The sequence below is a fragment of the Streptomyces sp. LARHCF249 genome (genome assembly GCF_052871255.1).
In genome coordinates, this window is record NZ_JBIXJQ010000004.1 from 194,879 (window position 1) to 220,163 (window position 25,285).

A 25,285-nucleotide genomic window follows, 5' to 3' on the forward strand; every position below is an offset into this window, starting at 1 on the left:
AAGAACCCTGTGCGGCGGCGGACCGGGCCGGTCGCACGCGGTCGATATTCGGACAGTGGTGTCCGGTTCCCTACGCATCAAATCCGCCCTGCCGGCGTTCAGTTGAGGGGCGATGGAAGGCGCGGACCCTATCGCTCGGCAGTCCTCGTGTACATGGGGCGGACGAGTCGGCCGCGGGTGAGGTGATGCAGGTCATGTTGACCGGGTGGATCAAGTCTCCGTTTCATTCGCATGTTTACTGATCTTTTATTTTTCCTGTGGGGGGAACAGCGGTGGATCACCCGCCGGGCCTTTGGCCTGCTCAAAATCGGCGGCGCGGACGCGTCGCAACACGTCTTGTCGTCTTCGGCCTTGTGGCCGGCACCGCCCTGACCAGCTGCCTGCCGACCGACCTCGCCGCTGCCGCACCGTCGGCCTCCACGGCCGACGGCGGCGCCGCCGCCCAGCAAGACACGCCGGAGACGCTGGCCCTGGCGGAAGCCAGGAAAACCGGCAAGGACGTATCCGTCGCCGCCATGCGCCGCGAGACCGGCGACGTGGTCGCGAAGCCGGACGGCTCGCTCGTCGCCACCGTCTACACCAAGCCCGTCCGCGCTCTCAAGGGCGGCAAGTGGCACGACATCGACACCACGTTGCGCAAGGCCGACGACGGCAGCGTGGCCCCGGGGGCGACCCTGCCCGACCTCGCCTTCTCCGGCGGCGGCAGCCAGCCCCTGGTCCGCATCGCGCAGGCGGGCAAGGAAGTACGGCTGACCTGGCCGAAGCCGCTGCCCGCCCCGGTGCTCGACGGGAACACCGCCGAATACCGCTCGATCCTGCCCGACGTGGACCTGCGGCTGACGGCCACCGAGACCGGGTTCACCCAGCTGATCGTGGTCAAGACGCCCGCCGCGGCGAAGAACCCGCAGCTGGACCAGCTCAAGCTCGGGCTCTCCGCGCCGGGCCTGACCACGCGCCAGGCCACGGACGGCACCCTGAAGATGACCGACGCCGCCGGCGGAACGGTCTTCGAGGCACCCAAGCCGGTCATGTTCGACTCCGCGCCCGGCCAGGCCGAGGGCTCGGTGGTCCCGTCCGCAGTCCCGGCGGCCGCCGTACCGGCCCCGGCGGGCCGCTCCGTGCTGCAGCCGGCTCCCGCGGCCGGCCCCGCAACAGCCTTTACGGCGAACCCGCCGGCCGCGCACGCCGCGGTCGTCAAGGTCTCGGTGCCCGCCGACCAGAAGAGCCTGGTCCTCACCCCCGACCAGGCCCTGCTGGACTCGCCGAGCACCGTCTTCCCGGTCCTGATCGACCCCAACATCCAGACGCCCCGCGCCAACGGGTGGGCCGGCATCTCCCGGTACTGGCAGGACAACGCGTACTGGAAGTTCACCGGTGACTTCGGCAACGGCCTGTGCATCGCCTCGAGCTGCGCCTCCAACGACGTCAAGCGCGTCCTGTACGCCTTCCCGGTCAAGGGCTGGGGCTTCGTCGGCAAGCGCATCACGGACGCGAAGCTGAACGTCTGGGAGACGCACGCCTACAGCTGCACCAAGAAGCCCCTCCAGCTGTACGCGACCAGCCGCATCGGCTCGGGCACCACCTGGCGCAACTCCAGCTCCTCCTCCTTCTGGGTGCAGCACCTCCAGACGATCAATGCCGCGCGCGGCTACGACGGCTGTGCCGCGGGGTACGTCGAGTTCGGCGGCAGCACCTCGAAGACGCTGCGGGACAAGGTCCAGCAGGCGGCCGACGGCAACTGGGTGGACCTCACCCTCGGGCTCAAGGCCGAGAACGAGTCGGACGGCTACGCCTGGAAGCGGTTCAACAGCAACGCCGGCCTCCAGGTCACCTACAACCTGCCGCCCCGGCAGGCCCCGATGTCGGACCTGTCGATGTCCCCGGGCTCGGTGTGCTCCACCAGCGCGGTGGTCATCACCAAGCACCCGCAGGTCACCGCGAAGGTGTCCGACCCCGACAACGAGCCCCTCGGCGTGCAGTTCGCCGTGTCCTGGGACAACGGCGACGGCACCGGCATGAGCGGCAAGTGGTTCTCCACGGGTGCGGGGGGCACCGCGCCCCCGGCCAACACCTTCAAGGCCTCCGGTTCGCAGTTCTCCATCAGCCTCCCCACCAGCATCCCCAAAGACAAGCTGATCAACTGGGCGGTGCGGGGCTGGGACGGCGCCGAATGGGGGCCGTGGAGCTTCGACGGCACCCCGACCGCCTGCTACTTCAAGATCGACACGTCGGCCCCGGTGGGCCCGGTGACCACCTCGCCCGACTTCCCCGGCTCCACGGACGCCCAGGCGCCCCTCGCCTGGACCGACGGCGTCGGCAAGTACGGCACCTTCACCTTCGACACCGCCTCCACCGACGCGGTGAAGTACCAGTACGGCCTGGACCAGCTGCCCTCGGCGGCCCGGGAGGTGCCCACCAGCGGCGGCGCACCGCAGACCGTCAAGCTGCTGATGCAGAAGGAGGGCCCGCACTTCGTGTCCGTGCGGGCGCTGGACGCCGCGGGGAACGCCTCCGAGCCGACCACGTACTACTTCAACGTCCAGCGCGGCCACCCGCAGCGGGCCGGCTGGACCATGGACGACGTCACCGGCACCTCGGTGGCACCCTCAGGGTCCGACCTGCCCGCGACGCTGACCGCAGGCACGGCCGGCGCTCCCGGCCACACCGGGACCGCCGTCGAGCTGAGCGGTCAGCGCGCCGCGGACACCACCCCGTTGCAGTACCTCGCGACGGACACGGCCGTACTCGAGACGGACAAGAGCTTCGCCGTCTCCGCATGGGTCAAGACCTCCAGCGTGACGCCGCAGCACCAGGCGGTCGTCAGCCAGGGCGGCGCGCACATGGCCGCCTTCCAGATGGGCATCACGGCGGGCAAGTGGGCGATCAAGATCGCCAGCACCGACGCGAGCAGTGGCTACACCTGGAGCACGGCGAGCAGCGAGACCCTGCCGGTGGCGGGCCAGTGGACCCACCTGACCGGTGTGTACGACGCCACGGCCAAGCAGCTGAAGCTGTTCGTGAACGGCCAGGAGGCCTCGTCCGTGCCGGCCACGGCGTGGAACGCCCGCGGGCCGATGTACTTCGGGCAGATGCGCTGGCGCGACACCTACACCGACCCGTGGTTCGGCTCGCTCGACGAGATCCGCGCCTACGACCGGGCGCTGACCCCGGCCGAGGCCGCGGACCTGGCGGCGGACAAGCCGCTGACCGCCGGACGGGGGGCCAAGGGCGTGTGGCCGCTCGACGAGGCCCCGGGCACGACGACCATGGCCGGGCGCCCCGAGGTCCCGGCGCTGACGCTGGCCGGCACGGCCGGCACCGGTGGCGCCGGCGTGCAGGGCAAGGCCCTCAGTACCGGAGCGACCGGCTACGCCACCGCCGGACGTCCGGTGGTGGACGGCACCCGCAGTTTTGCGGTCTCCGCGTGGGTGCGCCGGCCGGCCCTGGCCGCCGACGACACGTCGTCGAAGGTAGTCCTCTCCCAGGCCGGGGCGCAGCGGTCGGAGTTCACCCTCTACTACTCCGGGGCCTCCAAGAAGTGGGTCTTCGGGCGGTACCCGCAGGACGCGGCCACCCCGGACATCGTCCGGGCCGTGCAGCCGGCCTGCACCGTCGGAACCCAGGTCAACGGAGCACCCTGCATCGGGGAGACCGCCGGCCAGTGGACCCACCTGGTCGGTGTCTCCGACCGGGTGGCCGGCAAGAACCGCCTGTATGTGGACGGGCACCTGGTCGGGGAGGTCGACTACACGCAGACCGCTCCATGGGCAGAGCCCGGACCGCTGTTGATCGGCGTGAGCAAGGCCGGCGCCACCATCCACAACCACTTCGGCGGCGACATCGACGACGTCCGGGTGTTCGACCGGATCGTCACCCAGCCCGAGGTCCGCGAGATGATCACCCAGCGTCCGCAGCTCGTCGGCCGCTGGAAGCTCAACGAGGCCACGGCCGGCAAGAGCCCGGCGGAGCCCTCGGCGGCCGCGGCCGCGGTCCTTTCGCCCTCCGGAGCCTCCATCGTGAGCGGCGGCGGAGTCACCGGGAACGGCAGCCTCGGCCTGACCGGCCCCGGCGGATACGCCACCGCGGCAGCCCCGCGGACCAACGAGAGCTTCACCCTCGCGGGCTGGGCCTCGGCCGGTTCGCCCACCTCGGACATGACCGTCCTCTCCGTCGCGGGCACCAACGAGTCCGCCATCACCGTCGGCTGGCACTTCGACAAACTCGTCGACGGCCAGGCCACCGGCTGGTGGGAGGCCAAGGTCACCGGCACCGACGGTGCGACCGCGGCGTACACCACGGTGACGCATACCTTCGACCAGAGCCTGTGGATCGGCGACTGGAACCACATCGCCGTCGTCTACGACGGTTTCGACAGGCAGTTGAGCCTCTACGTGAACGGCAACCTGGAGAACCGGATCTGCTCCGACGATGCCGGTCCGGGCTGCGTGGAGCACGTCTCCTTCGCGGGCGTGTCCATGCCGTTCACCGCCGCCGGCGGCCTCCAGTTCGGCCGCGCCCGCGCGGGCGGCGCCTGGGTGAAGCCGCTGACCGGCGAGATCGACGACGTATGGGTCTACCAGGGCGTCCTCAGCCCGGCGCAGATCAGCGCGCTGGCCGACCCGACCGCCGAACTCGCCACGGCCACCGGGCTCTAGTTCCCCCTCCCACCAGTTGTCCGTCCGGGCCCACGGGCCCGGACGGACCTATGAGGTATCCAAAAATGAATGTCTTCCGCCGCCACAGACGCGGCACAGCCCGGATAGCACTCGTGATGAGCGGCGCGCTCGCCGCCACCCTGCTGCAAGCCGTGCCGAGCACACCGGCCCTCGCCAACTCCAAGCCGCCCACCGCGAGTTCCCACGAGCGTGCGGTGAAGGGCGTAGCGGGCAAGACCAAGCCGCGCGTCACGAAAACACCGGCCGCAGTGCCCAAGCCGAAGATCAGCTGGCCGAAGGCCGCCACCGCCACGGTCCGGGCAGCCGCTTCCGCCGCCGCCCCGAGCGGCGCCGCGAACAGCGCTCCTCACCGGGCCGGGGAGATGTTCCTCGCGCCGGACAAGCGCCAGGCCCGCGGCCCGAGCGCCCCGGCCCCGCAGCAGGTCAAGGCGAAGGTCCTCGACCGGTGGGCCGCACAGCGGGCGGGCATCGACGGTGTGCTCCTGACCGTCGGCCGCACCGATTCCACGCCGGAGACCGCGAGCGTCCGGGTCAGCCTCGACTACGCCGGATTCGCCCGGGCGGCCGGCGCCGGCTACGGCCAGCGCCTCAAGCTGGTCCAGCTGCCGTCCTGCGTCCTGACCACGCCCAACGCTCCCGAGTGCCGTACGGCCACCCCGGTTCGCTCGGTCAACAACCCGGAGACCCAGCAGCTCACCGCCGAGGACGTGACCGTGCCGGGCGCCGCACCGGCCGCGGCGCCGGGCGCCCTGTCGGCGTTCGCGGCGAGCGGCGGCGCCGTGGTACTGGCCGCCACCTCGGCCTCGGCCGGTCCCTCGGGCAACTTCACGGCGACCCCGCTGGCCGCCTCCGGGCGCTGGAGCGCCGACCTGAACGGCGGCTCCTTCAACTGGAGCTACCCCATCGCCGTGCCCGCGGTCCCGGGCGACCACAAGCCGGACCTCGGGCTCTCGTACTCCTCGGCGGCCATCGACGGTCGCAGTGCCAACAGCAACAACCAGGCCTCCTGGGCCGGTGACGGCTTCGGCATGGCCGCCGGCGGCTTCGTCGAGCGTTCGTACAAGTCCTGCGGCGACGACGGGATCAAGGACGGCATCAACACGCCCGGCGACCTGTGCTGGGGCTACGACAACGCCACCATCAGCTTCGCCGGCCACTCCGGAGAGCTGATCCCGGTCTCCGCCGACGAGTGGCGCATCCAAGGCGACGACAACACCAAGGTGGTCCGCGTCCGCGACACCGCGCGCGGCAACGGTGACAACGACGGCGAGTACTTCAAGGCCACCCTTCCGGACGGCACCCGGTACTTCTTCGGCTACAACCGGCTGCCCAACTGGGCCACCGGAAAGGCGGAGACCAAGTCCGTCTTCACGGTGCCCGTCTTCGGCGACGACTCCGGCGAGCCCTGTCACGCCTCGACGTTCGCGGCCTCCTGGTGCCAGCAGGGCTGGCGCTGGAACCTGGACCTGGTGATCGATCCCAAGGGGAACGACATCACCTACTGGTACAAGCAGGAGGGCAATTCCTACGGCCGCAACCTCAAGGCGGCGGACGACACCCCGTACGTGCGCGGCGGCTGGCTGGACCACATCGAGTACGGGCAGCAGCAGGGCGACATCCACTCCGCCACGGTCAAGCCGATGGCCCGGGTGAACTTCACCACTGCCGAGCGCTGCCTGGAGACGACCGCCGGCCTCTGCGATCCGGCCAAGATCGACACCAATCGGCAGTACTGGTACGACACGCCCTGGGACATGAACTGCAAGGCGGGAACGGACTGTGACAAGGGCCGCTTCGCCCCCACCTTCTTCTCCCGCTACCGCCTGACCGGCGTCGTCACCCAGACCCTGCAGGGCGACGGGACGTACAAGGACACCGATCGGTGGGACCTCAAGCACCACTGGGGAACCGCCGACAACGACTACCAGCTGCTGCTGTCCTCCGTGCAGCACACCGGCCTCGCCGGCACCACGGCCCTGCCCGTGCCGCCGACCACCTTCTCGTACAAGGCCATGGCCAACCGGCTGGACAAGATCGACGACGGCCGGCTGCCCTTCTTCAAGCAGCGCCTGACCTCGATCGCCGACGAGTTCGGCGGGCAGATCGACGCCAACTACTCCGCCGCCGCCTGTTCCTGGGCCTCGCTGCCCAAGCCGGAGGACAACACCACCCGGTGCTTCCCGGTCAAGTACCAGGCGGTCGACGACGGCCCGATCACCAACGAGTGGTTCAACAAGTACGTCGTGGAGTCGGTCCTGGCCACGGACCGGACCGGCGGTGCGCCGGACACCATGACCAAGTACACCTACGTCGGCGGCGCCGCCTGGCACTTCGACGATGACGACGGCATGACCCCGGAGAAGCTCAAGACCTGGTCGCAGTGGCGCGGCTACGGCCACACCCGGGTCGAGACCGGCTCCACGCAGGCGTTCACCGCCCAGGAGGACCACTACTTCCTCCGCGGCATGCACGGGGACCGGAGCGACCCCGCGGACAAGACCAAGACCCGCTCGGTGCAGGTCCCGGACGGTGAGGGCACCACCCTCACCGACCACGAGGCGTGGCGCGGATTCGAGTACCGCAAGGAGGACTACGACGGGCCCGGCGGCAAGATCCTGCAGAAGCAGGTGAACACCCCCTGGAAGAAGGAGACCGCCAAGCGGGTCCGCGACTGGGGTACCAGCACCGCCGACCTCACCGGCATCAGCGCCACCCGGCAGTTCGTCTCCCTCGACGGGGGAGCCGGCTCGTCCTGGCGCGAGGTCCGCAAGAACACCCCGGTCTTCGACGGTTACGGACGCCCCACCACCGAGGAGCACCTCGGCGACACCGCGACCGCGGCCGACGACACCTGCACGCGCACCACGTACGCGGACAACACCTCCGCATGGATCCTGACCGGTTCCATCCGCACCGAGAAGGTGGTCGGGGACTGCGCGAAGGCCGTCGACCGCACCACCCGCGCCGACGGGACCTCCGACGTGCTGTCGGACATCCGGACCCGCTACGACGGACAGGCGTCCGGGGCGGCCCCGACCAAGGGTCTGCCCACCCTGACCAGCACGCTCAAGAGCCGGTCGGCCACGCAGGCGGTGTACCTCGACAACACCACCACGTACGACGTCTACGGCCGTCAGCTGACCGTGACGGGCCTCGCGTCCACGAGCGTGTTCAACCCGGCCGACGAGTCCGCGGCACCGACGACGACCGCGCACCCGCAGGCCCAGACCAGCACGACCGTCTACACCCCGGCCACCGGCCGGCCGACCAGCATGAAGGTCACCAGCCCGCCCGCCACGGTGGGGCAGGCGGCGACCGCCCAGACCGCGACGACGACCTACGACAGCCTGCGCGCAGCGCCGGTCACCGTCGCCGACACCACCGGCCGCAAGACCGAGGTGGAGTACGACGCCCTCGGCCGGACCCGCAAGGTGTGGCAGCCCAACCGCTCCAAGGCGAGCGGCCAGACCCCGAACGCCGAGTTCCGCTACCACACGGTGGAGGGCGCGATCGCGGCCGTCGAGACGCTCAGCCTGCGCAACGACGGTTCCCAGGAGTCCCGCTACACCCTGTACGACGGGTTTGCCAGGGCCCGCCAGACCCAGGCCCCCGGGCCCGGCGGCGGCATGGTCCTGACGGACACGTTCTACAACGCGATGGGCCAGGTCTCGCTGGCGTACGCGCCGTACTACGCGACGAAGGCCCCCTCCACCACGCTGTTCAAGGTGGAGGACGCGACGGGCGTCGAGACCCAGACCGCGACCGAGTTCGACGGCCTCAACCGGCCGGTGAAGTCCACGCTGCTCAAGGGCAACGGTGTGGGCACGCCGCTGGCGGTGACCACCACCGCGTACGGCGGTGACCACATCACCGTCACGCCCCCGCAGGGCGGCACGCCGACCACCACGTTCTCGGACGCGGCGGGCAAGCCGACCGAGGTCCGCGAGTACAAGGCGGCCACCCCGACCGGCCCGTACGACACCACGCTCCGGTCGTACGACCCCTTGGGCAACATGGTCCGGCTGACCGACGCCGGAGGCAGCGCCTGGACCTGGGGCTACGACCAGTTCGGCCGCCAGGTCAAGGCGGTGGACCCGGACACCGGCATCAGCACGACCACGTACAACGACCGCGGCCAGAAGGCCACGGTGAAGGACGGCCGCGGCAACACCATCGCGTACGTCTACGACAACCTGGGCCGCGAGCTGGAGACCCGCGACGGATCGGCCACCGGTCCGCTGCTCACCTCGAAGACCTGGGATCCGCTCGGCGCCCAGGGCCAGCTGGCGAGCAGCACCCGGCACCACACCGTCGGCGGTACGACGTACCAGTACAAGACGACCTTCGCCAACTACGACGCGATGCTGCGTCCCGGCAAGACCACCGTCACCGTCCCCTCCGTTCCGGGCCAGGAGGCGCTGGCCGGCTCGTACATCGCGGGTGGCACGTTCAACCTGGACGGTACGCAGAAGACCATCAGCCTCCCGGCGGCGGGCAACCTGGCGGCCGAGACGCTGGCCTTCGAGTACGACGCCCTGCACCAGCTCACCGGTGTGAGCAGCGGCATGGGCAGCTACCTCAGCGGCCAGACGTACACCCTGACCGGCAAGCCGCTCCAGTCGACGCTCAAGGCCAACGGCCAGGACACCTGGATCACCGACAGCTACGAGTACGGAACCCAGCGGCTGGCGACCCGCCGTACCGACCAGTACGGCATCGCGCAGGCCGCGAGTGCCCTGAAGTACGGCTACGACCAGATCGGCAACGTCAAGTCCATCACCGACGTCTCCCGCTCCGGTACCGAGACCCAGTGCTTCCAGCACGACTACCTCGCCCGAATCTCGCAGGAGTTCACCGCCAAGACGGCCGCCTGCCCGGCCCAGCCCACGGCGGCGGACATCGGAGGCCCGGCACCGTACTGGAACAGCTACACCTACAACCCGGACGGCACCCGCAAGACGGAGACGCGGCACGACCTGTCCGGTGACACCGCCAAGAACGCCGTCCGCACCTACCAGTACCCGGCGGCGGGCGCGTCCCAGCCGCACTCCCTGCTCGGCACCAGCACCCAGACGGGCACCGGCACCCCGGTCGCGCAGAGCTACGGATACGACAAGGCGGGCAACACCACGTCCCGCAGCCTCGTGCCCGCTGCCGGGTCGACCAGCAACCAGGCGCTGACCTGGAACACGGAGGGCAAGCTCAGCAAGCTGCAGGACACGGTCACCACCCCGGCGGCCGGCACCTCGACGAAGACCGCCGAGTACGTGTACTCGCCGGACGGGACCCGGCTGCTCGCCCACGAGACCGACAACGCCGACCCGAACGCCACCCGGACCACCCTCTACCTGGGGTCCATGGAACTGGTGCTCCGCAAGGGCGCGGCGAAGCCGACGGCCACCCGGTACTACTCGCTCGGCAGCGCCAACGCCGTGCGCGAGGACAACGGTGAGCTGTCCTTCCAGGTCAGCGACCACCACAACACCGGCATGCTGTCGGTGGACGCGGCGACCGGGGCGGTCGAGCACCGGCGCATGACCCCGTTCGGCGTGCCGCGCGGCACCCAGCCCGCCAAGTGGGCCGGTACGAAGGGCTTCGTCGGCGGCACCATCGACGCCACCGGCCTGACCCACATCGGCGCCCGCGAGTACGACCCGACCACGGGCCGCTTCATCAGCGTGGACCCGCTGCTGGAGGCGAACCGCCCCCAGACCCTCAACGGGTACACCTACGCCGCCAACAACCCGGCGACGCTGAGCGACCCGAGCGGCGCGTCCATCATGGACTGGCTGCTGGACTACCTGTTCTCCGGCCCGGGCGGTTTCTGGGGCGCCATCAAGCGGGGCGTCCGCCTCTACAAGGACGTGAAGGAGGGCAGGGCACACCTCCAGGTCACCCCTGGAAAGCAGACCTGCTACTACGCCATGGGCACGGGCGGCTGCTCCACGAGCAAGCCGCAGTACAAGCTGGTCAACGGCCCGGCCGCACCGGTGAAGGAGCGGGAGAAGGCCTACACCGGCGGCTACTCCGGCGGATACCCCGCCTGCGCGGAATGCATGAAGGACCAGGGCAATCCGGAGGTCGTGAAGGAGCTGCTGCTCCTCGGCTGCTCGTTCCTCCCGATCGTCGGGTCCGGTTGTGACGCGTATGACGTGAAGCGCTCGGCCGACGAAGGCGACAAGGTCGGTGTCGCGGCCGGAATCATCGCGTTCCTTCCGCTGGGCGACCTCCTCAAGCTGCCCAAGTCGCTCGACAGGATCGCCGACGCGGCGAAGGCCGCGTGCATGTGCTTCCTGGCAGGCACGAAGGTGCTGATGGCCGACGACTCGACGAAGAACATCGAGGACGTCGAGGTCGGCGACACGGTCCTGGCGACCGATCCGCAAACGGGCGAGACCACTGCGCAGAAGGTCACGCGGCTCATCGAGACGGAGGACGACAAGCACTTCAACGAGCTGTCGATAGCCACACCGGCGGGCGTCGAAGAGCTGACGGCGACCCACGAGCACCCGTTCTGGTCCCCGTCGGAGAACGACTGGGTCGACGCGTCGAAGCTGACGCCGGGCATGACCCTGCGGACGGACGCCGGCGACACCGTCGTGGTGACGGCCAACCGCGCGTACACCCAGCACGTGAAGACGTACAACCTCACCGTTGACGTCCTCCACAGCTACTATGTGTTCGCGGGCGAAACCCCCGTACTGGTTCACAATTCCAGCGGTGTCTGCGGACCGTGGCGCAAGGACTTCGATTCCCTCCCCAAGGGAAAGAACGCTCACGTCAAGATCCTGCCCAACGTCGAGGAACTGCGGGCCACTTTCGATAAGTGGACCGAGGGTGCCGAAAGGCTTCCGGCACGGGGACCGAAGGTTCCCGACGTCTACAAGCTCCCCGACGGGTCGGTGATGCAGTGGCGGCTCAGCTCCAAGAGCGGTGGAGAGACGATCGATATTTCTCCGCCGGGAGGCAACAAGAAGAAGGATCTGAAGGTGCATCTGCCCGATGAAGAATGACGACGACATCTGTCGAGAGCTGCTCGACGAGGGGCTCGACGACTGGGTTCCGGTGGACCTGCTGGTCACTCTCGCCTACGAACTGTCGGAGCAGTCCGGAGAAAGCGAGCGGGACATCGCCGCACGGGTCCTCTCACACCTGCTGCACAGCGGCCTGATGCAGGTGGGTGAGCTCGGCGAGACCGGGTTCGAGGCGTGGCCCGAGGAGGCCGACGCTGCGGTACGGAGGGTCATCGAGGCGCTCGACGCGGTGGAATGGGACCCCGAGCTCGGTGTCTGCTGGCTGGCCAACACCCCCGAGGCCGACCAGCTCGTGTCCGGAGCCGGACGGTAGCTCCATCTGAGGTGGGCCCTGACCGAACTTTCGCGGTCAGGGCCCACGTCGCGTTTTCGGGAGCTTGTGCGCGGGTCAATCCCCCGGCGGGGGCGCGTGCGCGGCCAGCGGTGGGCAGAGGGGGCAGGGGTAGCTCGCCCCCGTTCGGGACCACCTGCTTCCGCTTCTTCGCGGCAATGTGGCACGCCGAGCGGTGACGGGCTGCCGCCGGTGGCCGCAAGTGGTTTCCGATGCCCTGACCCCGCACCGGCCGGTTTCGGCCAACCTGTTCTGTTGGCCGTCCCGGGGAACCTGGCGGCAGTCGGACACGATCAGCGGCCACGGCAAGGGGGCCGTCGCCGTGGGGTCGGCCAGATCCCGCTACTCCGGCTCCCTCCCTGCGCTCTACTCACTCCCCCCAGTTCCAGCGAACCCGCAACCGCCCCCCCGCCCACCGCGGACCCGGGCTCCTTCGTCATGCGCGGAAGCGTGCGAACCGGCCTCCAAGACAACTCGGTTGAAGGGGACACGGCAGTCCACGTGCTGGTCGCCGCCCCGATCCTCGGCGGGATCTGCGCCGCGGCCGCCCTCGCGGCGATCCCCCAGGCGATGGTTCCGCTGCTGGCCGGCGACGGCGTCCAGGAACGCATTTCGGCCGCCGCCTGGCCGCTGGTCATCGCGGCGGCGATGACCGCCCTCGGTGCGCTCGCCTCGATCGCCTCCGGCAGTGCGGCCCGCCGCCTCAATCCCGGCATGGCCACCCTCGCCGACGTCGCGATGGTCGACGCCCACATGGACGTGGAACTCGCCGCCTACGACGCCCCCGACTTCACCGAGCGCTCGGAGGCCGCCGAGACCGGCTCCGCCCGCTCCGCCATGCTCCTGCAGGACGCCCTGGGCTTCGCCGGCGGAATGATCGACATGATCACAACCAGACGATCGCCTCCCGCAACATCAAGCACATGATGCGCTGGCACCTGACGACCCCGAAGCTTGCGGACGAGCTGCGCGGCAACAGCATGCGGCCCTACGCCCACCACTGGTACGCGGAGAACTGCCGCCTCGCCGACCGCATCATCGTCCTGGACAGCGGCAAAATCGTGGAGCACGGCCCCTTCGAACAACTCGTCACCCTGAACGGGGGCCGGTTCCGCGAGCTGTACGAACCCTCGCAGGACCGATGACGTGAGGCGGTGCGGAGCCCACCTGCAGCGGTGCGCTCCGCGCCCTTGCGATGCGCAGCCGGATCGGGGACGGAACGTCGGTCACCGTACCGACGGCAGTCCTAGCTGCTGAATCGGCCGGCGGCGGCTGGGACGGGGAGGGGGATTTCGAAGTGGACCGTCCCGTAGCCGCCGTGTTCGCCCGTGGTGCGGGCGTCGCAGACCTCGTCGGCCATGCTGCGCCAGAAGGCTTCCGCGCCGGGGATGTCGACGTTCGTGTGCAGGTAGACGGCGTCGTAGCCGGGGACGCCCGCCGCGAACGCGCAGGCGGTCCCGACCATGGCCCGGGCCAGTCCGTGCCTGCGGTGGTCCGGGCGCACGTACACGCGCAGGAGTTGCGCCGTGCGCCCTGAGGGATAGCGCTCGGTGAGCCAGCGGGGGTGCGGGGGGTGCGCGGGGCCCCGGGAGTTCAGCGCGGTGGTGCCGACCACCTCGTCGCCCAGGACCGCCACGACGAGGGTGTGCCGCGGGTGCGTGAGGTAGGTGCTGTCGATGTCGACGACGTCGTCGTGCCACTGGGGTACGTACCCGTAGTCGAATTCCCGGTAGAACGTGTCGAGCATGACGCTCCGCGCGCCGGGCACGTCCCCCGGCCGGGCGTGCCGTACCGCGTACGGCCCGATGTCCTGCCCCTGCGTCAGGTCTCTCATGGCTCGGTGGCTCCCTTCCCGCACTCCGGTCTCGTGAGCGGCAGGCTAGCCGGAAACCTGTCCTATTGGAAATGAAAACGATTTCCGGTACGTTCCTGCTCGGTCCGGTGCGGACGCCTCCCGTCAGGTCGTCCGCGTCGCAGGCAAGCCCCCACGGTCGTGACGGCATTTCGAGAGGAAGTCCCTTGGCACATCTGCTGGTTGTCGAGAGCTGGGTGGGGTCGATGAGCAGGCTGCTGCCCAGGGCGATCGGGGAGGGCGGGCACCAGTTCACCTTCGTCACCCGGGACCTGCACCACTACCTGCGCGGCTCCGGTTCCGACGGCCCGCACCCGCTGCTGGCGGCTCGCAACATCATCACCGCGGACACCAACGACATGGAGGAGCTGCTGCCCCGCCTGGAACGCCTGCACGACGTGCTGGCCTTTGACGGGGTCGTCTCCTCCTGCGACTACTACCTGCCGGCCGTGGCCCGGATCGCCGAGCGGCTGGGCCTTCCCGGCCCGGCCGCCGAAGCCGTCGAAGCAGCCTGCCGCAAGGACCTGACCCGCCGGGTGCTGGCCGAGGCCGGCGTGCCGGGCCCCCGTTTCGCGCTCTGCGCCGACCCGGCGCAGGCCGCGGCCGCCGCCCGGGACATCGGCTATCCGCTGGTGGCCAAGCCCGTGGACCTGTGCGCCGGAATGCTGGTCCGCGAGGTCCGTGACGAGCGCGAACTGGACGCGGCCTGCCGGGCGCTGGCCGAGTTCCCGGTCAATGCACGCGGGCAGGACCGGATGCCCGTGGTCCTCCTCGAGGAGCTCCTCACCGGCCCCGAGGTCAGTGTCGAGACCGTCTCCTTCAGCGGTGTCACGGCCGTGGTCGGGGTCACGGACAAGAGCATCGGCGGGGCACCCGCCTTCATCGAGACCGGTCACATGTTCCCGGCCGGCATCGCACCGGAGCCGGAGAGGCAAGCGGTCGACACGGCTGTGGCCGCGATCAAGGCCCTCGGTCTGGACCACGTCGTGTGCCACACCGAGATCAAACTGACCCCAGAGGGCCCCAAGGTGGTCGAGGTCAACCCCCGGCCCGCCGGCAACCGGATCACCGAACTCGTCCGCCACGTGACGGGCATCGACCTGGCCGCCGCCTGCGTGGACGTCGCCCTCGGCCGTACGCCCGACCTCACGCCGCGCGCGACGGGCGTACACAGCGCTGCGATCGCCTTCCTGCTTCCCGACACCACCGGCACGCTGACCGGCATCGAGGGCGCCGACGAGGTGCGGGCGCAGCCCGGGGTCCTGGAACTCACCCTTGCCGAGGCGGGCCGTGCCGTACGGGCCGCGACCAGCAACAACGAATACCTCGGCCACATCATGACCGCTGACACCCGGGGCGGTGGGGCGCGGGAGGCCGCCGAGCGGCTCATCGGGCAGCTGCAGCCCACTTTTGAACGGCAGGGTGCCCAGCCGCCTTCGGCGGTGCCCGCATGACCACACCCACCCTGCACGAGCCCGCCGTGCGCACCGTCGATCAGCTCATCGAAGCGGTGCGCACCGGGCGCTACGGCCCCGACCCCGCTCAGGAACGCATCGCGCTCGCCTTCACCACCGCGCAGGCCGTCCGCCACGCCGGCCGCAGCAGCGGCTACCGCAACGAGGTGCTCAGCCTGCGTCTGGACGCGGCCGTCGGATCCTGTGCCGTGGAGCCCGGCGCCCTGCCCGCCGCGGCACTGGACGACTGCGTCGGCGCCGCGGTGTCCGAGCTCCTCGGCCACCCGATGCTTCCCGTTCGGGTCGCCGCGCTCGACGCGTACCTGGGCCGCGTACGCCCCCACACTCCCGGCAACGGGGCCCGCCCCCACGTGCTGCCGGCCGGCAGCTCCCTGGAGCGGTCCAGAGCCCGCGCTCGCGCCGTGGCCGATCTGCTGCCCGCGACCGGGATCCGCCGCGTACTCGTCATCGGCGTGGTCAACTCGCTGCTGGAACAGCTGCGTGCGCGCCGCCTGGAATACGTGCCCTGCGACCTCAAGGGCGGCACCACCGAGTGGGGCGAGCCCGTACGGACCGATGCGCTCGCGGAGCTGGAGCACTGCGACGCCGTACTGGCTTCCGGCATGACCCTGGGGAACGGCAGCTTCCAGCCGCTGCTCGACCATGCCGCGGCCACCGGCAAACCCCTCGTCATGTTCGCCCAGACCGGCAGTGCGGTCCTGCCGCGCTTCCTCGGCACCGGGGTCAGCGCCGTGTCCGCCGAGCCCTACCCCTTCTTCTGGCTCGACGGCGGCCCCGGAGTCATCCACCATTACGGAGGAGCCCGGTGACCGTCGCGCCACCCCTGCACCGTCCGCCGGCCCGCAGCGCGAACCCGGAGCTGCTGACCCTGGTCGGCCGTACCCCGCTCGCCCGGATCCGCACGGAACTGCCCTACGCACACCCCGGCTTCTGGGCCAAACTCGAAAGCCTCGGCGCCGGCGGGATGAAGGCCCGGTCCGCCGTGTCCATGCTGCGCGGTGCCCGGCAGCGCGGCGAACTCCGCCCGGGCGCCACCGTCGTCGAGTCCACCTCCGGAACCCTGGGCGTCGGGCTCGCCTTCGCCGGACAGGCCCTCGGCCACCCGGTCGTCCTCGTCGGCGACCGCGAACTCGAACCGTCCATGCGGCAGTTGCTCCACGCGTACGGCGCACACCTGGAGCTGGTGGACCGGCCCGCCCCCGAGGGCGGCTGGCAGGCGGCCCGGATCGCCCGTCTGCGCGAGGTCCTGGCCCGGATCCCGGACGCCTACTGGCCCGACCAGTACAACAACCCCGACAACGCGGCCGGCTACCTCTCCATGGCCGCCGAACTCTGCGGGCAGCTGGACCACCTGGACGTCCTGGTGTGCAGCGTCGGCACCGGCGGCCACAGCGCCGGGCTCATCGGCCCGCTGCGCCGCCGCTGGCCGCGCCTGAAGGTGATCGGCGTCGACTCCATCGGCTCCGCCATCTTCGGCCAGCCGGCCCGCCCCCGCCTCATGCGCGGACTCGGCAGCAGCATCCACCCGCGCAACGTCGTCCACCACGCCTTCGACGAGGTCCACTGGGTGGGCCCGGCCGAAGCCGTCGACGCCTGCCGCAAGCTCGCGCGTACCGGCTTCGTCAGCGGCGGCTGGAGCACCGGCGCCGTCGCCCTCGTCTCCGCATGGGCTGCCCGCGTGGAAGCGGGTGCCGTCGTCGCGACGGTCTTCCCCGATGGTCCCCACCGCTACCTCGGCACGGTGTACGACGACGACTTCTGCCACGCGCACGGCCTCGACCGGGCCGAACTCGCCCTCCGGCCCCTGGAGATCGCACACCCGCACGCGACCGAGGCCGTCGGCTGGACCCGGTGCCGCACCGTCGTCGACCCGCTCGCGGCCACCAGCCCGTACCTGCCCGCACCGACGCGGGGAGGCGCCGCATGAGACTCACCTGGCACACCACAGAGCTGGAACTGGCCGAACCCCTGCGGATCTCCCGCTCGGTGATGGCCCGCCGCGACGCGGTCTGGGTCGCGATCGAGCACGGCGGCCTGACCGGCTGGGGCGAAGTCGTCAGCAGCGACTACCTCGGCCTGCCCACCGCCCGCATCCTCCGGCACCTCTCCACTGCGTCCCCCGCGGTCGGACGCCTCCCCGACCCCGAGACCGTGTGGGACGAACACCTCGCCGACGGGCTGCCCGCCTGGTCGAAGCTGCCGGCCGGCGTCCTCGCCGGGTTGGAGGCGGCCCTGCTCGACCTGGTCGGCAAGCGGGCCGGCCGCCCCGCTCACCAGCTCCTGGGTACGCACACCGCACCGGCCGCGCAGACCACCCGTACGATCGGCATCACCGCCCCCGTACCGGCCGCCGCCCAGGCGGCCCGGCTCGCCATGAGCGGCTTCACCGCACTCAAGGTCAAAGCGGGATCCCCCGATCCGGCCGAGGACCTCGCGCGCGTGGAGGCCGTACGGACCGGCGCCCCCGAGGCGAGCCTGCTGCTCGACCCCAACGGAGCGTGGACCGAACGCCAGGCCCTCGACCTGCTCCCGCGCTTCGCCGACCTCGGCGTCACCGCGGTGGAACAGCCCGTCGCACCGGGCAGCCCCGACGCGCTCGCCCGCGTGGCCAAGGAATCCCCGGTCCCCGTCATCGCCGACGAGGACGCCGTCTCCTACGAGGACGCCGTCGCGCTCGCCGGACTCGTCCAGGGCGTCAACGTCAAGCTCGCCAAGTGCGGCGGAGTACGCGCCGCCCTGCGCATCCACGACGCGCTGCGCGGCAGCGGCACCGACCTCATGCTCGGCTGCCTCACCGCCAGCTCGCTCGGCATCGCCCCGGCCGTGCACCTCGCCGACCGGGCCCGCTGGGTCGACCTCGACGGACACCTGCTGCTCGCCGACGACCCCTGGACCGGCATCGGCGGCACGGACGGCACCGTACGGGCCGCCGACCGGGCCGGACTCGGCGTCCGGCGCACCCACATGGCGGTCGTCCGGTGAGGATCCTCAGCTCGATGCGGGGCTTCCCGCTCGCCGTACGCCTCCTCCTGGTCAACCAGCTCGGCGTCAACACCGGCTTCTACCTGCTCATCCCGTACCTCGCCACCCACCTCACCGACGACCTGGGGCTTTCGGCCGCCGTCGTCGGCGTCGTCCTCGGCCTGCGCAACCTCAGCCAGCAGGGTCTCTTCCTGATCGGCGGCTCGGCCGCGGACCGGCTCGGCGCCCGCGGGGTGATCATCGCGGGCTGCGGGCTGCGCACGGTGGGGTTCGGCCTGTTCGCCCTCGGCGACAGCCTGCCCCTGCTGCTCGCCGCCTCCATACTCAGCGGGCTGGCGGGGGCCCTGTTCAACCCCGCCGTGCGGACGTACGTCGCCCAGGAGGCGGGTGACCGCAAGGCGGAGGCGTTCGCGCTGTTCAACGTCTTCGCCACCACCGGGGCGCTGCTCGGCCCGCTGCTCGGTACCCTGCTGCTGCTCGTGGACTTCCGGGCCGCAGCCGTCACCGCGGCCGGGGTGTTCGCCGCCCTCACCCTCGCCCAGCTGCTCGTGCTGCCCGCCCGGAAGGTTCCGGCCCCCGACACCGGAGTACTCGGCGATTGGCGTGAAGTCGCGGGAAACCGAAGGTTCCTGGCCTTCGCCCTCGCCATGGTCGGCATGTACGGCCTGGAGAACCAGCTGTACCTGCTGCTGCCCCGTGCGGCCGCTGAGGCCTCCGGGTGGAGCGGCTCGGTCGGCCTGCTGTTCCTCGCCGGGACCGTCGCCAACCTGCTGTTCCAGCTGCGCGTCACCCGCGCCCTGAAGGCGCGGGGGAGCAGGGGGCGGTGGATCGCCACCGGGCTGGCGCTCATGGGCCTCGGATTCGTGCCCCCGATGCTCGTGGCGGGCCCCGCCACCGCCCACCCCCTGCGCCTCCTGCCGGTGCTCGCCGGGGCCCTGCTGCTGCACCTCGGTGTGATGGTCGCCCAGCCCTTCGTGATGGAGCTGATACCGGCCTTCGGGCGCGCGAGCCTGACCGGCACGTTCTACGGCCTCTTCTACGCGGTGTCCGGCGTCGCGGCCGCGGTCGGCAGTGCGGCCATCGGCTGGTCCATGGACACCGCCGGCCACACCGGCCTGACCTGGCTGCCCTACGGCTGCTGCCTCGCCCTCGGCCTGGTTTCCGCCACGGCCGTCGCACATCTCCAGCGACGACGCCTCCTGCCCGTGGGCCAGGCACCCGATCCGACGGCCCCCGCCCTCCCCGACCGGCCCCGAAGCGAGACCCGATGACAGCCACCACCGGCGGCAACCTGCTCACCGACCACCCCGAGCTTTACGAGGAACGCTTCCCCGACCCCGAACGGCTCGCCGCCCGCTGGGCCGAGGACGTACTGGCCCGCCACGATGCCGGTCCCCGCGTGCTCGACGTCGGATGCGGCACCGGCCGGGACGCCGCCTGGCTGCACCACCAGGCGGGCCGGGAGGTCACCGGCATCGACACCTCGCGGGCCATGCTGGCCCACGCGGGCACGCACCACCCGGGCCCCGGCTACCACTTGGCCGACATGCGCGACTTCGACCTCCGAGCCGCCTTCGACGCGATCGTCTGCCTGGACAGCGCCCTGCTCTACTGCCACACCAACCAGGACCTCACCGCCTTCCTCGCCCGCTGCCGCGCCCACCTGACACCCGGCGGGCTGCTCGTCGCCGAAATGCGCAACGGGGCCTTCTTCCTCGGCAACACCGAACTCCTCGACGGCCCGCGCACCGCCTCCTTCGCGTGGCGCGGCACCACGTACACCTCCCACACCACCCTGTGGATCGATCACGGCGCGCAACTCCTGCGCCGCCGAAGGACCTGGACCGCCGACGACGGCTCGCTTCCGGACGAGCAGCACTCCGCCTGGAGGCTCCTCTTCCCGCAGGAACTCCGGTACTTCCTCACCACCGCCGGGTTCGAGGTCCTCGCGCTGTACGACGGCCCCGGCCCCCGCACCGAACCGCCGTGGAGCGAAGGCGAGGCCCCGCACGGGACCACGAGTTCCGACCGCCTCCACCTCATCGCCCGGCTCAAGCCCCACCCCAGCAACGGAGACACCCCCGCATGAACGACGCCCGCTCCAGCCTCGCCCGCAGAGGCTTCCTCATCGCCACGGGTGCCGGCGCCCTCGCCTTCACCGCCGGCTGCGGCACCGCCACCACCCCGGACGCCAAGCACGCCGCCCAGGGAACCCCCCAGCAGGGCGGCCGACTGCGCGCCGCCTTCGCCGGCGGCGGCGCCAACGAGACCCTCGACCCGCACGCCGCCAACCTGTTCGTCGACGCCGCCCGAGCCAAGGCCCTGTTCGACAAGCTCGCCGACTTCGGCGCCGACCTCGCCGCCGTCCCCAGGCTCGCCGAGCGCTGGGAGCCCAACGACGCCCTCGACACCTGGCGCGTCACCCTGCGCAAGGCCGCCTTCCACGACGGCAAGCCCGTCACCGCCGAGGACGTCCTCTACAGCTACCGCCGGATCGCCGACCCCAAGGGCGCCTTCCGCGCCAAGGCCTCCCTGGAGCCCATCGACCTCGACGCGAGCCGGGCGGTGGACGCCTCCACCGTCGAGTTCAAGCTGAAGCGCCCGTACGCCGAATTCCCCAACGTCCTCGCCGCGTTCGGCGCGTACATCGTGCCCAAGGACGCCACCGCCTTCGACAAGCCCATCGGGTCGGGGCCGTTCACCTTCGTCTCCTTCAAGCCGGGCAGCTCCCTCATCGTCAAGCGCAACGACGCCTACTGGGAAGGCGCCCCGCACCTGGACGAGCTCGAATTCGTCGTCGCCGGCGAGGAGTCGGCGCGCGTCAGCGCCCTGCTCGGCGGTCAAGTCGAGTACGCCCACGAGCTGAACCCGGCCACCGCCCGCACCCACGAGGGCAAAGGCAAGATCGACATCGTCCGCCTCCCGGGCAGCGCGATGCAGGGCTTCGTCATGAAGACCGACCGCCCGCCCTTCAACGATCCCCGCGTCCGCCAGGCGTTCTTCCTCATCGCCGACCGCAAGGAACTCGTCGACGGCGCTCTCTCCGGCGCCGGCGAGATCGGCAACGACCTCTTCGGCAAGGGCTACCAGTACTACCCCGCCGGCCTCCCGCAGCGAACCCAGGACCTCGACAAGGCCCGCGCCCTGCTCAAGGAGGCCGGCGCCGAGGGCCTCAAGGTCACCCTCGACACCGCCCCCGCCGCCACCGGCTTCGTCGAGGCCGCCGGCATCTTCAAGGAGCAGGCGGCCAAGGCCGGCGTGACCGTCGAGATCAAGGTCGGCAACAAGGACACCTACTGGAAGGACATCCTCAACGCCGGCACCTTCGCCTCCTACCGCTCGGGCGCCATGCCGATCGAGTCCCACATCTCGCAGCGGCTGCTGACCGGCTCCACCACCAATGCCACCAAGTGGCAGCAGAAGGACTTCGACGACCTCTACCAGCAGGCGCAGTCCACCCGCGACGTCACCCAGCGCGGCGCGCTCTACGAGCGGATGCAGCGCCGGCTGTACGAGGAGGGCGGCTTCCTGATCTGGGGCTTCGCCGACTGGATCATCGCCACCGCACCCACGGTGCGCGGGGTGTCGAAGCAAGCCCCCGCCAACACCCTCGACTGGGCCCGTTTCGACAAGATCTGGCTCGCGTGACACCGCACCTTCCATGGATCGGCCGCCGCCTGCTCCTCGGCCTGGGGCAGACGGCGGCCGTCGTCCTGTTCATCTTCGCGCTCACGGAGGCACTGCCCGGCGACGCCGCGGTCGCCCTCGCCGGAGACCAGCCCGACCCGGCCCGCATCGCCCGCATCCGCGAGACGATGGGCCTGGACCGGCCGCCCGCCGAACGCCTCGCCGACTGGGTCGCCGGCCTCCTGCACGGCGACCTCGGCACCTCCCTGGTCAGCGGACGGCCCGTCACCGGCTACCTGACGGCGGGACTCGGCCCCACCCTCCTCCTCGCCGCGACGACCCTCGCCCTGCTCGTTCCGCTCTCCGTCGGGCTCGGGGTCCTGGCCGCCCGCCGCGAGGGCGGCCCGCTCGACCGCACCGTCAGCGCCCTGACCCTCGCCGTGCACGCCGTGCCCGAATTCGCCGTCGGAGTCCTGCTCGCCACGCTCTTCGGACTGTGGCTGGCCTGGCTGCCGCCCACCGCCGTCGGCGCCGACCCGTTCACCGAGCCCGCCGTACTGATCCTGCCCGTCGTCGTCCTGCTGTCGCGGCCGGTGTGCACCATCAGCCGCCTGGTACGGGCCGGGATGATCGACGCGATGGCCTCGCCGTACGTCGCCCAGGCCCGCCGCTACGGGGTCTCCGGCGCCCGGATCACCTGGACCCACGCCCTGCCCAACGCACTCGCCCCCGCCACCCAGCAACTGGCCCGCACCTGCGACTGGCTCCTGAGCGGAGTGATCGTCGTGGAGGCGCTCTTCGTGATCCCGGGCCTCGGCACCGTACTCATCGAAGCGGTAGCCGCCCGCGACCTCCCCGTCGTCCAGGGCATGGCCGTCGTCTTCGGCGTCGTCACCGTCGCGGTCAACCTCGCCGCCGACCTGGCCGCCCGCCGCTTCGCACCCCGGTCCGAGGTGGCGGCATGAAACAGAAGCCGACCAGGTCCCTCCTCGCACTCGGACTGATCGTCCTGCCCGTCCTCCTGGCGCTGGCCGGACCCTTCGCGGCGGGCCCGGCCGGCGCCCGATCGGTCTCCTTCGCCTCCGGCGACGGGCACTGGCTCGGCACCGACTTCAGCGGGCGGGACGTCTGGCAGCAGGTGCTCCTCGGCGGCCGCTCCGTCGTGCTCGTGGCGATCGCGGCCACCGTCCTCGCCTACCTCGTCGCCGTCCCCCTGGGCCTCACCGCGGCCCTCACCCGCCGTACCTGGCTGGAGGAGGCGCTGATGCGGCCCCTTGACGTGGTCATCGCGGTCCCCTCCCTCCTGCTGGTGCTGCTCGTCGCGGCCACCCTCACGCCGGGACCCGCCGGACTGACCGTCCTGGTCGGGCTGGCCGCCGTACCCGACGCAGCCCGCGTCGTCCACGCGGCGGCCGTCGAGATCTCCTCCCGCCCGGCCGTGGAAGCGCTGCGCATGCAGGGCGAATCCTGGTGGCGCACGGCCATCGGGTACGTGGCCCGCTCCATGCGCCGCACCCTCGCGGCCGACGCCGGGATCCGGCTCACCGGAGCCCTCTACCTGGTCGCGACCGCCGCCTTCCTCGGCGTGGGCGTGCAGCCGGACGCGGCCGACTGGGCGGTGATGGTCGACCGCAACCGCCCCGGGCTGTTCCTCCAGCCGTGGGCCGTGGTCGTGCCCGCCCTGCTCATCGCGGCCCTGTCGATGGGCACCAACCTCCTGTTCGACGCCGCCCTCCAACGGCCCACCCCCCGGAAGGGAGCACGGCGATGACCCTCGTCGCTGAAGTACGGGACCTGCGCGTCGACATCGGCGGACGGGCGATCGTGGACGGCGTGAGCCTCGCCGCGCACGCCGGCAGGATCACCGCCGTCATCGGCCCGTCCGGCAGCGGCAAGACCACCACGGGGCTCGCCCTCCTCGGCGAGTACCCGGCCGGCGCCGTCGTCGACGGCGAGGTCCGCACCCCCGCGGGCCCGGTCGGGTACATCCCCCAGCACCCGGCCTCGGTCCTCAACCCCGCCCGCCGGGTGGGCGCGCTCCTCGCCGACATCGCCGCCCGCCAGGGCGGAGGCCGGCCCGCACGCGGGCCCCGTGCAGAAGAGGCCCTGCGGCTCGCCCAACTCCCGGACCCGCAAGCCGTGCTGCGCCGCTTTCCCCACCAGCTCTCCGGCGGCCAGCAGCAGCGGGTCGTGCTCGCCCAGGCCTTGCTGCTGGGCGCCCGGGTCATCGTCGCCGACGAACCCACCACCGGGCAGGACGCCCTCACCAAACAGGGTGTCGTCGCGCAGCTGGCGGCCGTGGCCGCACGGGGCATCGCCGTCATCCTGCTCAGCCACGACCTGGACGTCGTACGGGAGCTGGCCGACGAGGTCGTGGTGATGCGGGCCGGGCGCGTCGTGGACCGCGGACCCGCGTCGTCGGTCCTGGAGGGCCTCGAACCGGCGGAGCTGCGCGCCGCGCGAACGCCGCGCCCCCGCGGACCCGTGCGTCTGGAAACGCGGAACCTGACCGCACGGCACCGCACCGCACGAGGGACCGCCGAGGTGCTGAGCGGCATCGGACTCTCGCTCGCGGCGGGGGAGTGCCTGGCGGTCGTCGGCCGGTCCGGCAGCGGCAAGACCACCCTCGGCCGCTGCCTGGCCGGGCTGCACCGCGCGTACGAGGGCACGGTCCTGTTCGAGGGGACGCCGCTGCCGCGGAGCCTGCGCTCCCGCCGCCGAGCGGAACTGGCCTCCGTGCAGTACGTGTTCCAGGACGCGAAGGCCGCCTTCGACGAACACCGGCCGGTCCTCGACCAGGTCGCCCGCAGCGCCGTACGGCTGCGGGGCGCCACCCCCGGAGACGCGCGGCGCACGGCCCTGAGCACCCTCGGCGAGTTCGGCCTCGGCGAGAGCCTTGCCGGGCGCCGCCCCGGAGAGCTCTCCGGCGGCGAACTCCAGCGCGCGGCACTGGCCCGGGCTCTGCTGGCCGGGCCGCAGGTCCTCATCTGCGACGAGATCACCTCGGGCCTCGACGCGGACACCCGGACCACCATCCTCGACGCCCTCGCCCGGCTCGGCGAACGCGTCGGACTCGGCCTGGTGTTCATCACCCACGACCTCGCCGCCGCCGCAGCCCTCGCGGACCGGATCGCAGTCCTCGACTCCGGCCGCATCGTCGAGGCCGGCCCCGCCCGCCACCTGCTGGAGACGCCGCAGCACACCCTCACCAAGGAACTGCTGTCCGCCTCTGCGAAGGCGCTGTCGTGAGGGCATCGAGTGGAGGACGCGGCCACCCGGGGAGATACTGCACGTGATGACCGTTTCGG

Annotated in this window: 16 protein-coding genes; 15 read left to right on the forward strand and 1 reads right to left on the reverse strand. The window is 71.5% G+C overall.

The window, feature by feature from the left end:
- Positions 1 to 353 precede the first annotated feature (353 nt).
- The 5 genes from ACIPUC_RS12665 to ACIPUC_RS12685 all read left to right on the forward strand — a co-directional run bounded on the left by ACIPUC_RS12665 (position 354) and on the right by ACIPUC_RS12685 (position 13,186).
- Positions 354 to 4,655 carry a LamG-like jellyroll fold domain-containing protein gene (locus ACIPUC_RS12665; RefSeq protein ID WP_446589131.1) on the forward strand — a complete coding sequence of 1,434 codons (4,302 nt, stop codon included), beginning with the start codon at positions 354 to 356 and terminating at the stop codon, positions 4,653 to 4,655.
- 116 nt (positions 4,656 to 4,771) lie between these two features.
- Positions 4,772 to 11,689 carry a polymorphic toxin-type HINT domain-containing protein gene (locus tag ACIPUC_RS12670; RefSeq protein WP_446589132.1) on the forward strand — a complete coding sequence of 2,306 codons (6,918 nt, stop codon included), beginning with the start codon at positions 4,772 to 4,774 and terminating at the stop codon, positions 11,687 to 11,689.
- Positions 11,679 to 12,023, forward strand: a complete 345-nt coding sequence (locus tag ACIPUC_RS12675; protein WP_446589133.1) for a hypothetical protein — start codon at positions 11,679 to 11,681, stop codon at positions 12,021 to 12,023. Before ACIPUC_RS12670 ends, ACIPUC_RS12675 begins: the two co-directional genes overlap by 11 nt.
- Before the next feature lie 519 nt (positions 12,024 to 12,542).
- Positions 12,543 to 12,968: a hypothetical protein gene (locus ACIPUC_RS12680; protein WP_446589134.1), complete on the forward strand. Its 426-nt coding sequence runs from the start codon at positions 12,543 to 12,545 to the stop codon at positions 12,966 to 12,968.
- The gene (locus tag ACIPUC_RS12685) at positions 12,965 to 13,186 is read left to right on the forward strand and encodes a hypothetical protein (protein WP_446589136.1); all 222 of its coding nucleotides are present in this window, start codon (positions 12,965 to 12,967) and stop codon (positions 13,184 to 13,186) included. Before ACIPUC_RS12680 ends, ACIPUC_RS12685 begins: the two co-directional genes overlap by 4 nt.
- 101 nt (positions 13,187 to 13,287) lie before the next feature.
- Here the strand turns inward: ACIPUC_RS12685 and ACIPUC_RS12690 are convergent, their stop codons facing one another.
- The gene (locus ACIPUC_RS12690; RefSeq protein ID WP_446589138.1) at positions 13,288 to 13,875 is read right to left on the reverse strand and encodes a GNAT family N-acetyltransferase; all 588 of its coding nucleotides are present in this window, start codon (positions 13,873 to 13,875) and stop codon (positions 13,288 to 13,290) included.
- Positions 13,876 to 14,060: 185 nt separating this feature from the next.
- On the opposite strand from ACIPUC_RS12690, the gene ACIPUC_RS12695 reads away from it, so the two are divergent.
- The 10 genes from ACIPUC_RS12695 to ACIPUC_RS12740 are packed head-to-tail and all read left to right on the forward strand — an operon-like array spanning position 14,061 to position 25,226.
- Positions 14,061 to 15,347, forward strand: coding sequence for an ATP-grasp domain-containing protein (locus tag ACIPUC_RS12695; RefSeq protein ID WP_446589140.1), 1,287 nt, complete (start codon positions 14,061 to 14,063; stop codon positions 15,345 to 15,347).
- Positions 15,344 to 16,177 (forward strand): Rossmann-like domain-containing protein, encoded by an 834-nt coding sequence (locus ACIPUC_RS12700; protein WP_446589141.1) that lies wholly within the window; start codon positions 15,344 to 15,346, stop codon positions 16,175 to 16,177. The genes ACIPUC_RS12695 and ACIPUC_RS12700 overlap by 4 nt, the downstream gene beginning before the upstream one ends.
- On the forward strand, positions 16,174 to 17,295 hold the full coding sequence (locus ACIPUC_RS12705) for a PLP-dependent cysteine synthase family protein (RefSeq protein ID WP_446589143.1): 1,122 nt from the start codon (positions 16,174 to 16,176) through the stop codon (positions 17,293 to 17,295). The genes ACIPUC_RS12700 and ACIPUC_RS12705 overlap by 4 nt, the downstream gene beginning before the upstream one ends.
- Positions 17,292 to 18,350 carry a dipeptide epimerase gene (locus tag ACIPUC_RS12710; RefSeq protein ID WP_446589144.1) on the forward strand — a complete coding sequence of 353 codons (1,059 nt, stop codon included), beginning with the start codon at positions 17,292 to 17,294 and terminating at the stop codon, positions 18,348 to 18,350. Before ACIPUC_RS12705 ends, ACIPUC_RS12710 begins: the two co-directional genes overlap by 4 nt.
- Entirely contained in the window at positions 18,347 to 19,621 is a 1,275-nt protein-coding gene (locus ACIPUC_RS12715; protein WP_446589145.1) for an MFS transporter, read from the forward strand. The genes ACIPUC_RS12710 and ACIPUC_RS12715 overlap by 4 nt, the downstream gene beginning before the upstream one ends.
- Complete coding sequence (locus ACIPUC_RS12720) at positions 19,618 to 20,439, forward strand: class I SAM-dependent methyltransferase (protein ID WP_446589147.1); 822 nt, start codon at positions 19,618 to 19,620, stop codon at positions 20,437 to 20,439. The genes ACIPUC_RS12715 and ACIPUC_RS12720 overlap by 4 nt, the downstream gene beginning before the upstream one ends.
- Positions 20,436 to 21,998 (forward strand): ABC transporter substrate-binding protein, encoded by a 1,563-nt coding sequence (locus ACIPUC_RS12725; RefSeq protein ID WP_446589149.1) that lies wholly within the window; start codon positions 20,436 to 20,438, stop codon positions 21,996 to 21,998. Before ACIPUC_RS12720 ends, ACIPUC_RS12725 begins: the two co-directional genes overlap by 4 nt.
- Positions 21,986 to 22,942, forward strand: a complete 957-nt coding sequence (locus ACIPUC_RS12730; protein ID WP_446589709.1) for an ABC transporter permease — start codon at positions 21,986 to 21,988, stop codon at positions 22,940 to 22,942. The genes ACIPUC_RS12725 and ACIPUC_RS12730 overlap by 13 nt, the downstream gene beginning before the upstream one ends.
- Positions 22,939 to 23,748 (forward strand): ABC transporter permease, encoded by an 810-nt coding sequence (locus ACIPUC_RS12735; RefSeq protein WP_446589151.1) that lies wholly within the window; start codon positions 22,939 to 22,941, stop codon positions 23,746 to 23,748. Before ACIPUC_RS12730 ends, ACIPUC_RS12735 begins: the two co-directional genes overlap by 4 nt.
- A complete protein-coding gene (locus tag ACIPUC_RS12740) occupies positions 23,745 to 25,226 on the forward strand; it encodes an ABC transporter ATP-binding protein (protein ID WP_446589152.1) in 1,482 nt (493 codons plus the stop codon). The genes ACIPUC_RS12735 and ACIPUC_RS12740 overlap by 4 nt, the downstream gene beginning before the upstream one ends.
- Positions 25,227 to 25,285: the final 59 nt, after the last annotated feature.

Coding starts and splice junctions, on each gene's coding strand:
- ACIPUC_RS12735 (WP_446589151.1), top strand. CDS start 22,939: ATGAAACAGAAGCCGACCAGGTCCCTCCTCGCACTCGGACTGATCGTC.
- ACIPUC_RS12725 (WP_446589149.1), top strand. CDS start 20,436: ATGAACGACGCCCGCTCCAGCCTCGCCCGCAGAGGCTTCCTCATCGCC.
- ACIPUC_RS12720 (WP_446589147.1), top strand. CDS start 19,618: ATGACAGCCACCACCGGCGGCAACCTGCTCACCGACCACCCCGAGCTT.
- ACIPUC_RS12700 (WP_446589141.1), top strand. CDS start 15,344: ATGACCACACCCACCCTGCACGAGCCCGCCGTGCGCACCGTCGATCAG.
- ACIPUC_RS12685 (WP_446589136.1), top strand. CDS start 12,965: ATGATGCGCTGGCACCTGACGACCCCGAAGCTTGCGGACGAGCTGCGC.
- ACIPUC_RS12675 (WP_446589133.1), top strand. CDS start 11,679: ATGAAGAATGACGACGACATCTGTCGAGAGCTGCTCGACGAGGGGCTC.
- ACIPUC_RS12690 (WP_446589138.1), bottom strand. CDS start 13,875: ATGAGAGACCTGACGCAGGGGCAGGACATCGGGCCGTACGCGGTACGG.
- ACIPUC_RS12740 (WP_446589152.1), top strand. CDS start 23,745: ATGACCCTCGTCGCTGAAGTACGGGACCTGCGCGTCGACATCGGCGGA.
- ACIPUC_RS12670 (WP_446589132.1), top strand. CDS start 4,772: ATGAGCGGCGCGCTCGCCGCCACCCTGCTGCAAGCCGTGCCGAGCACA.
- ACIPUC_RS12710 (WP_446589144.1), top strand. CDS start 17,292: ATGAGACTCACCTGGCACACCACAGAGCTGGAACTGGCCGAACCCCTG.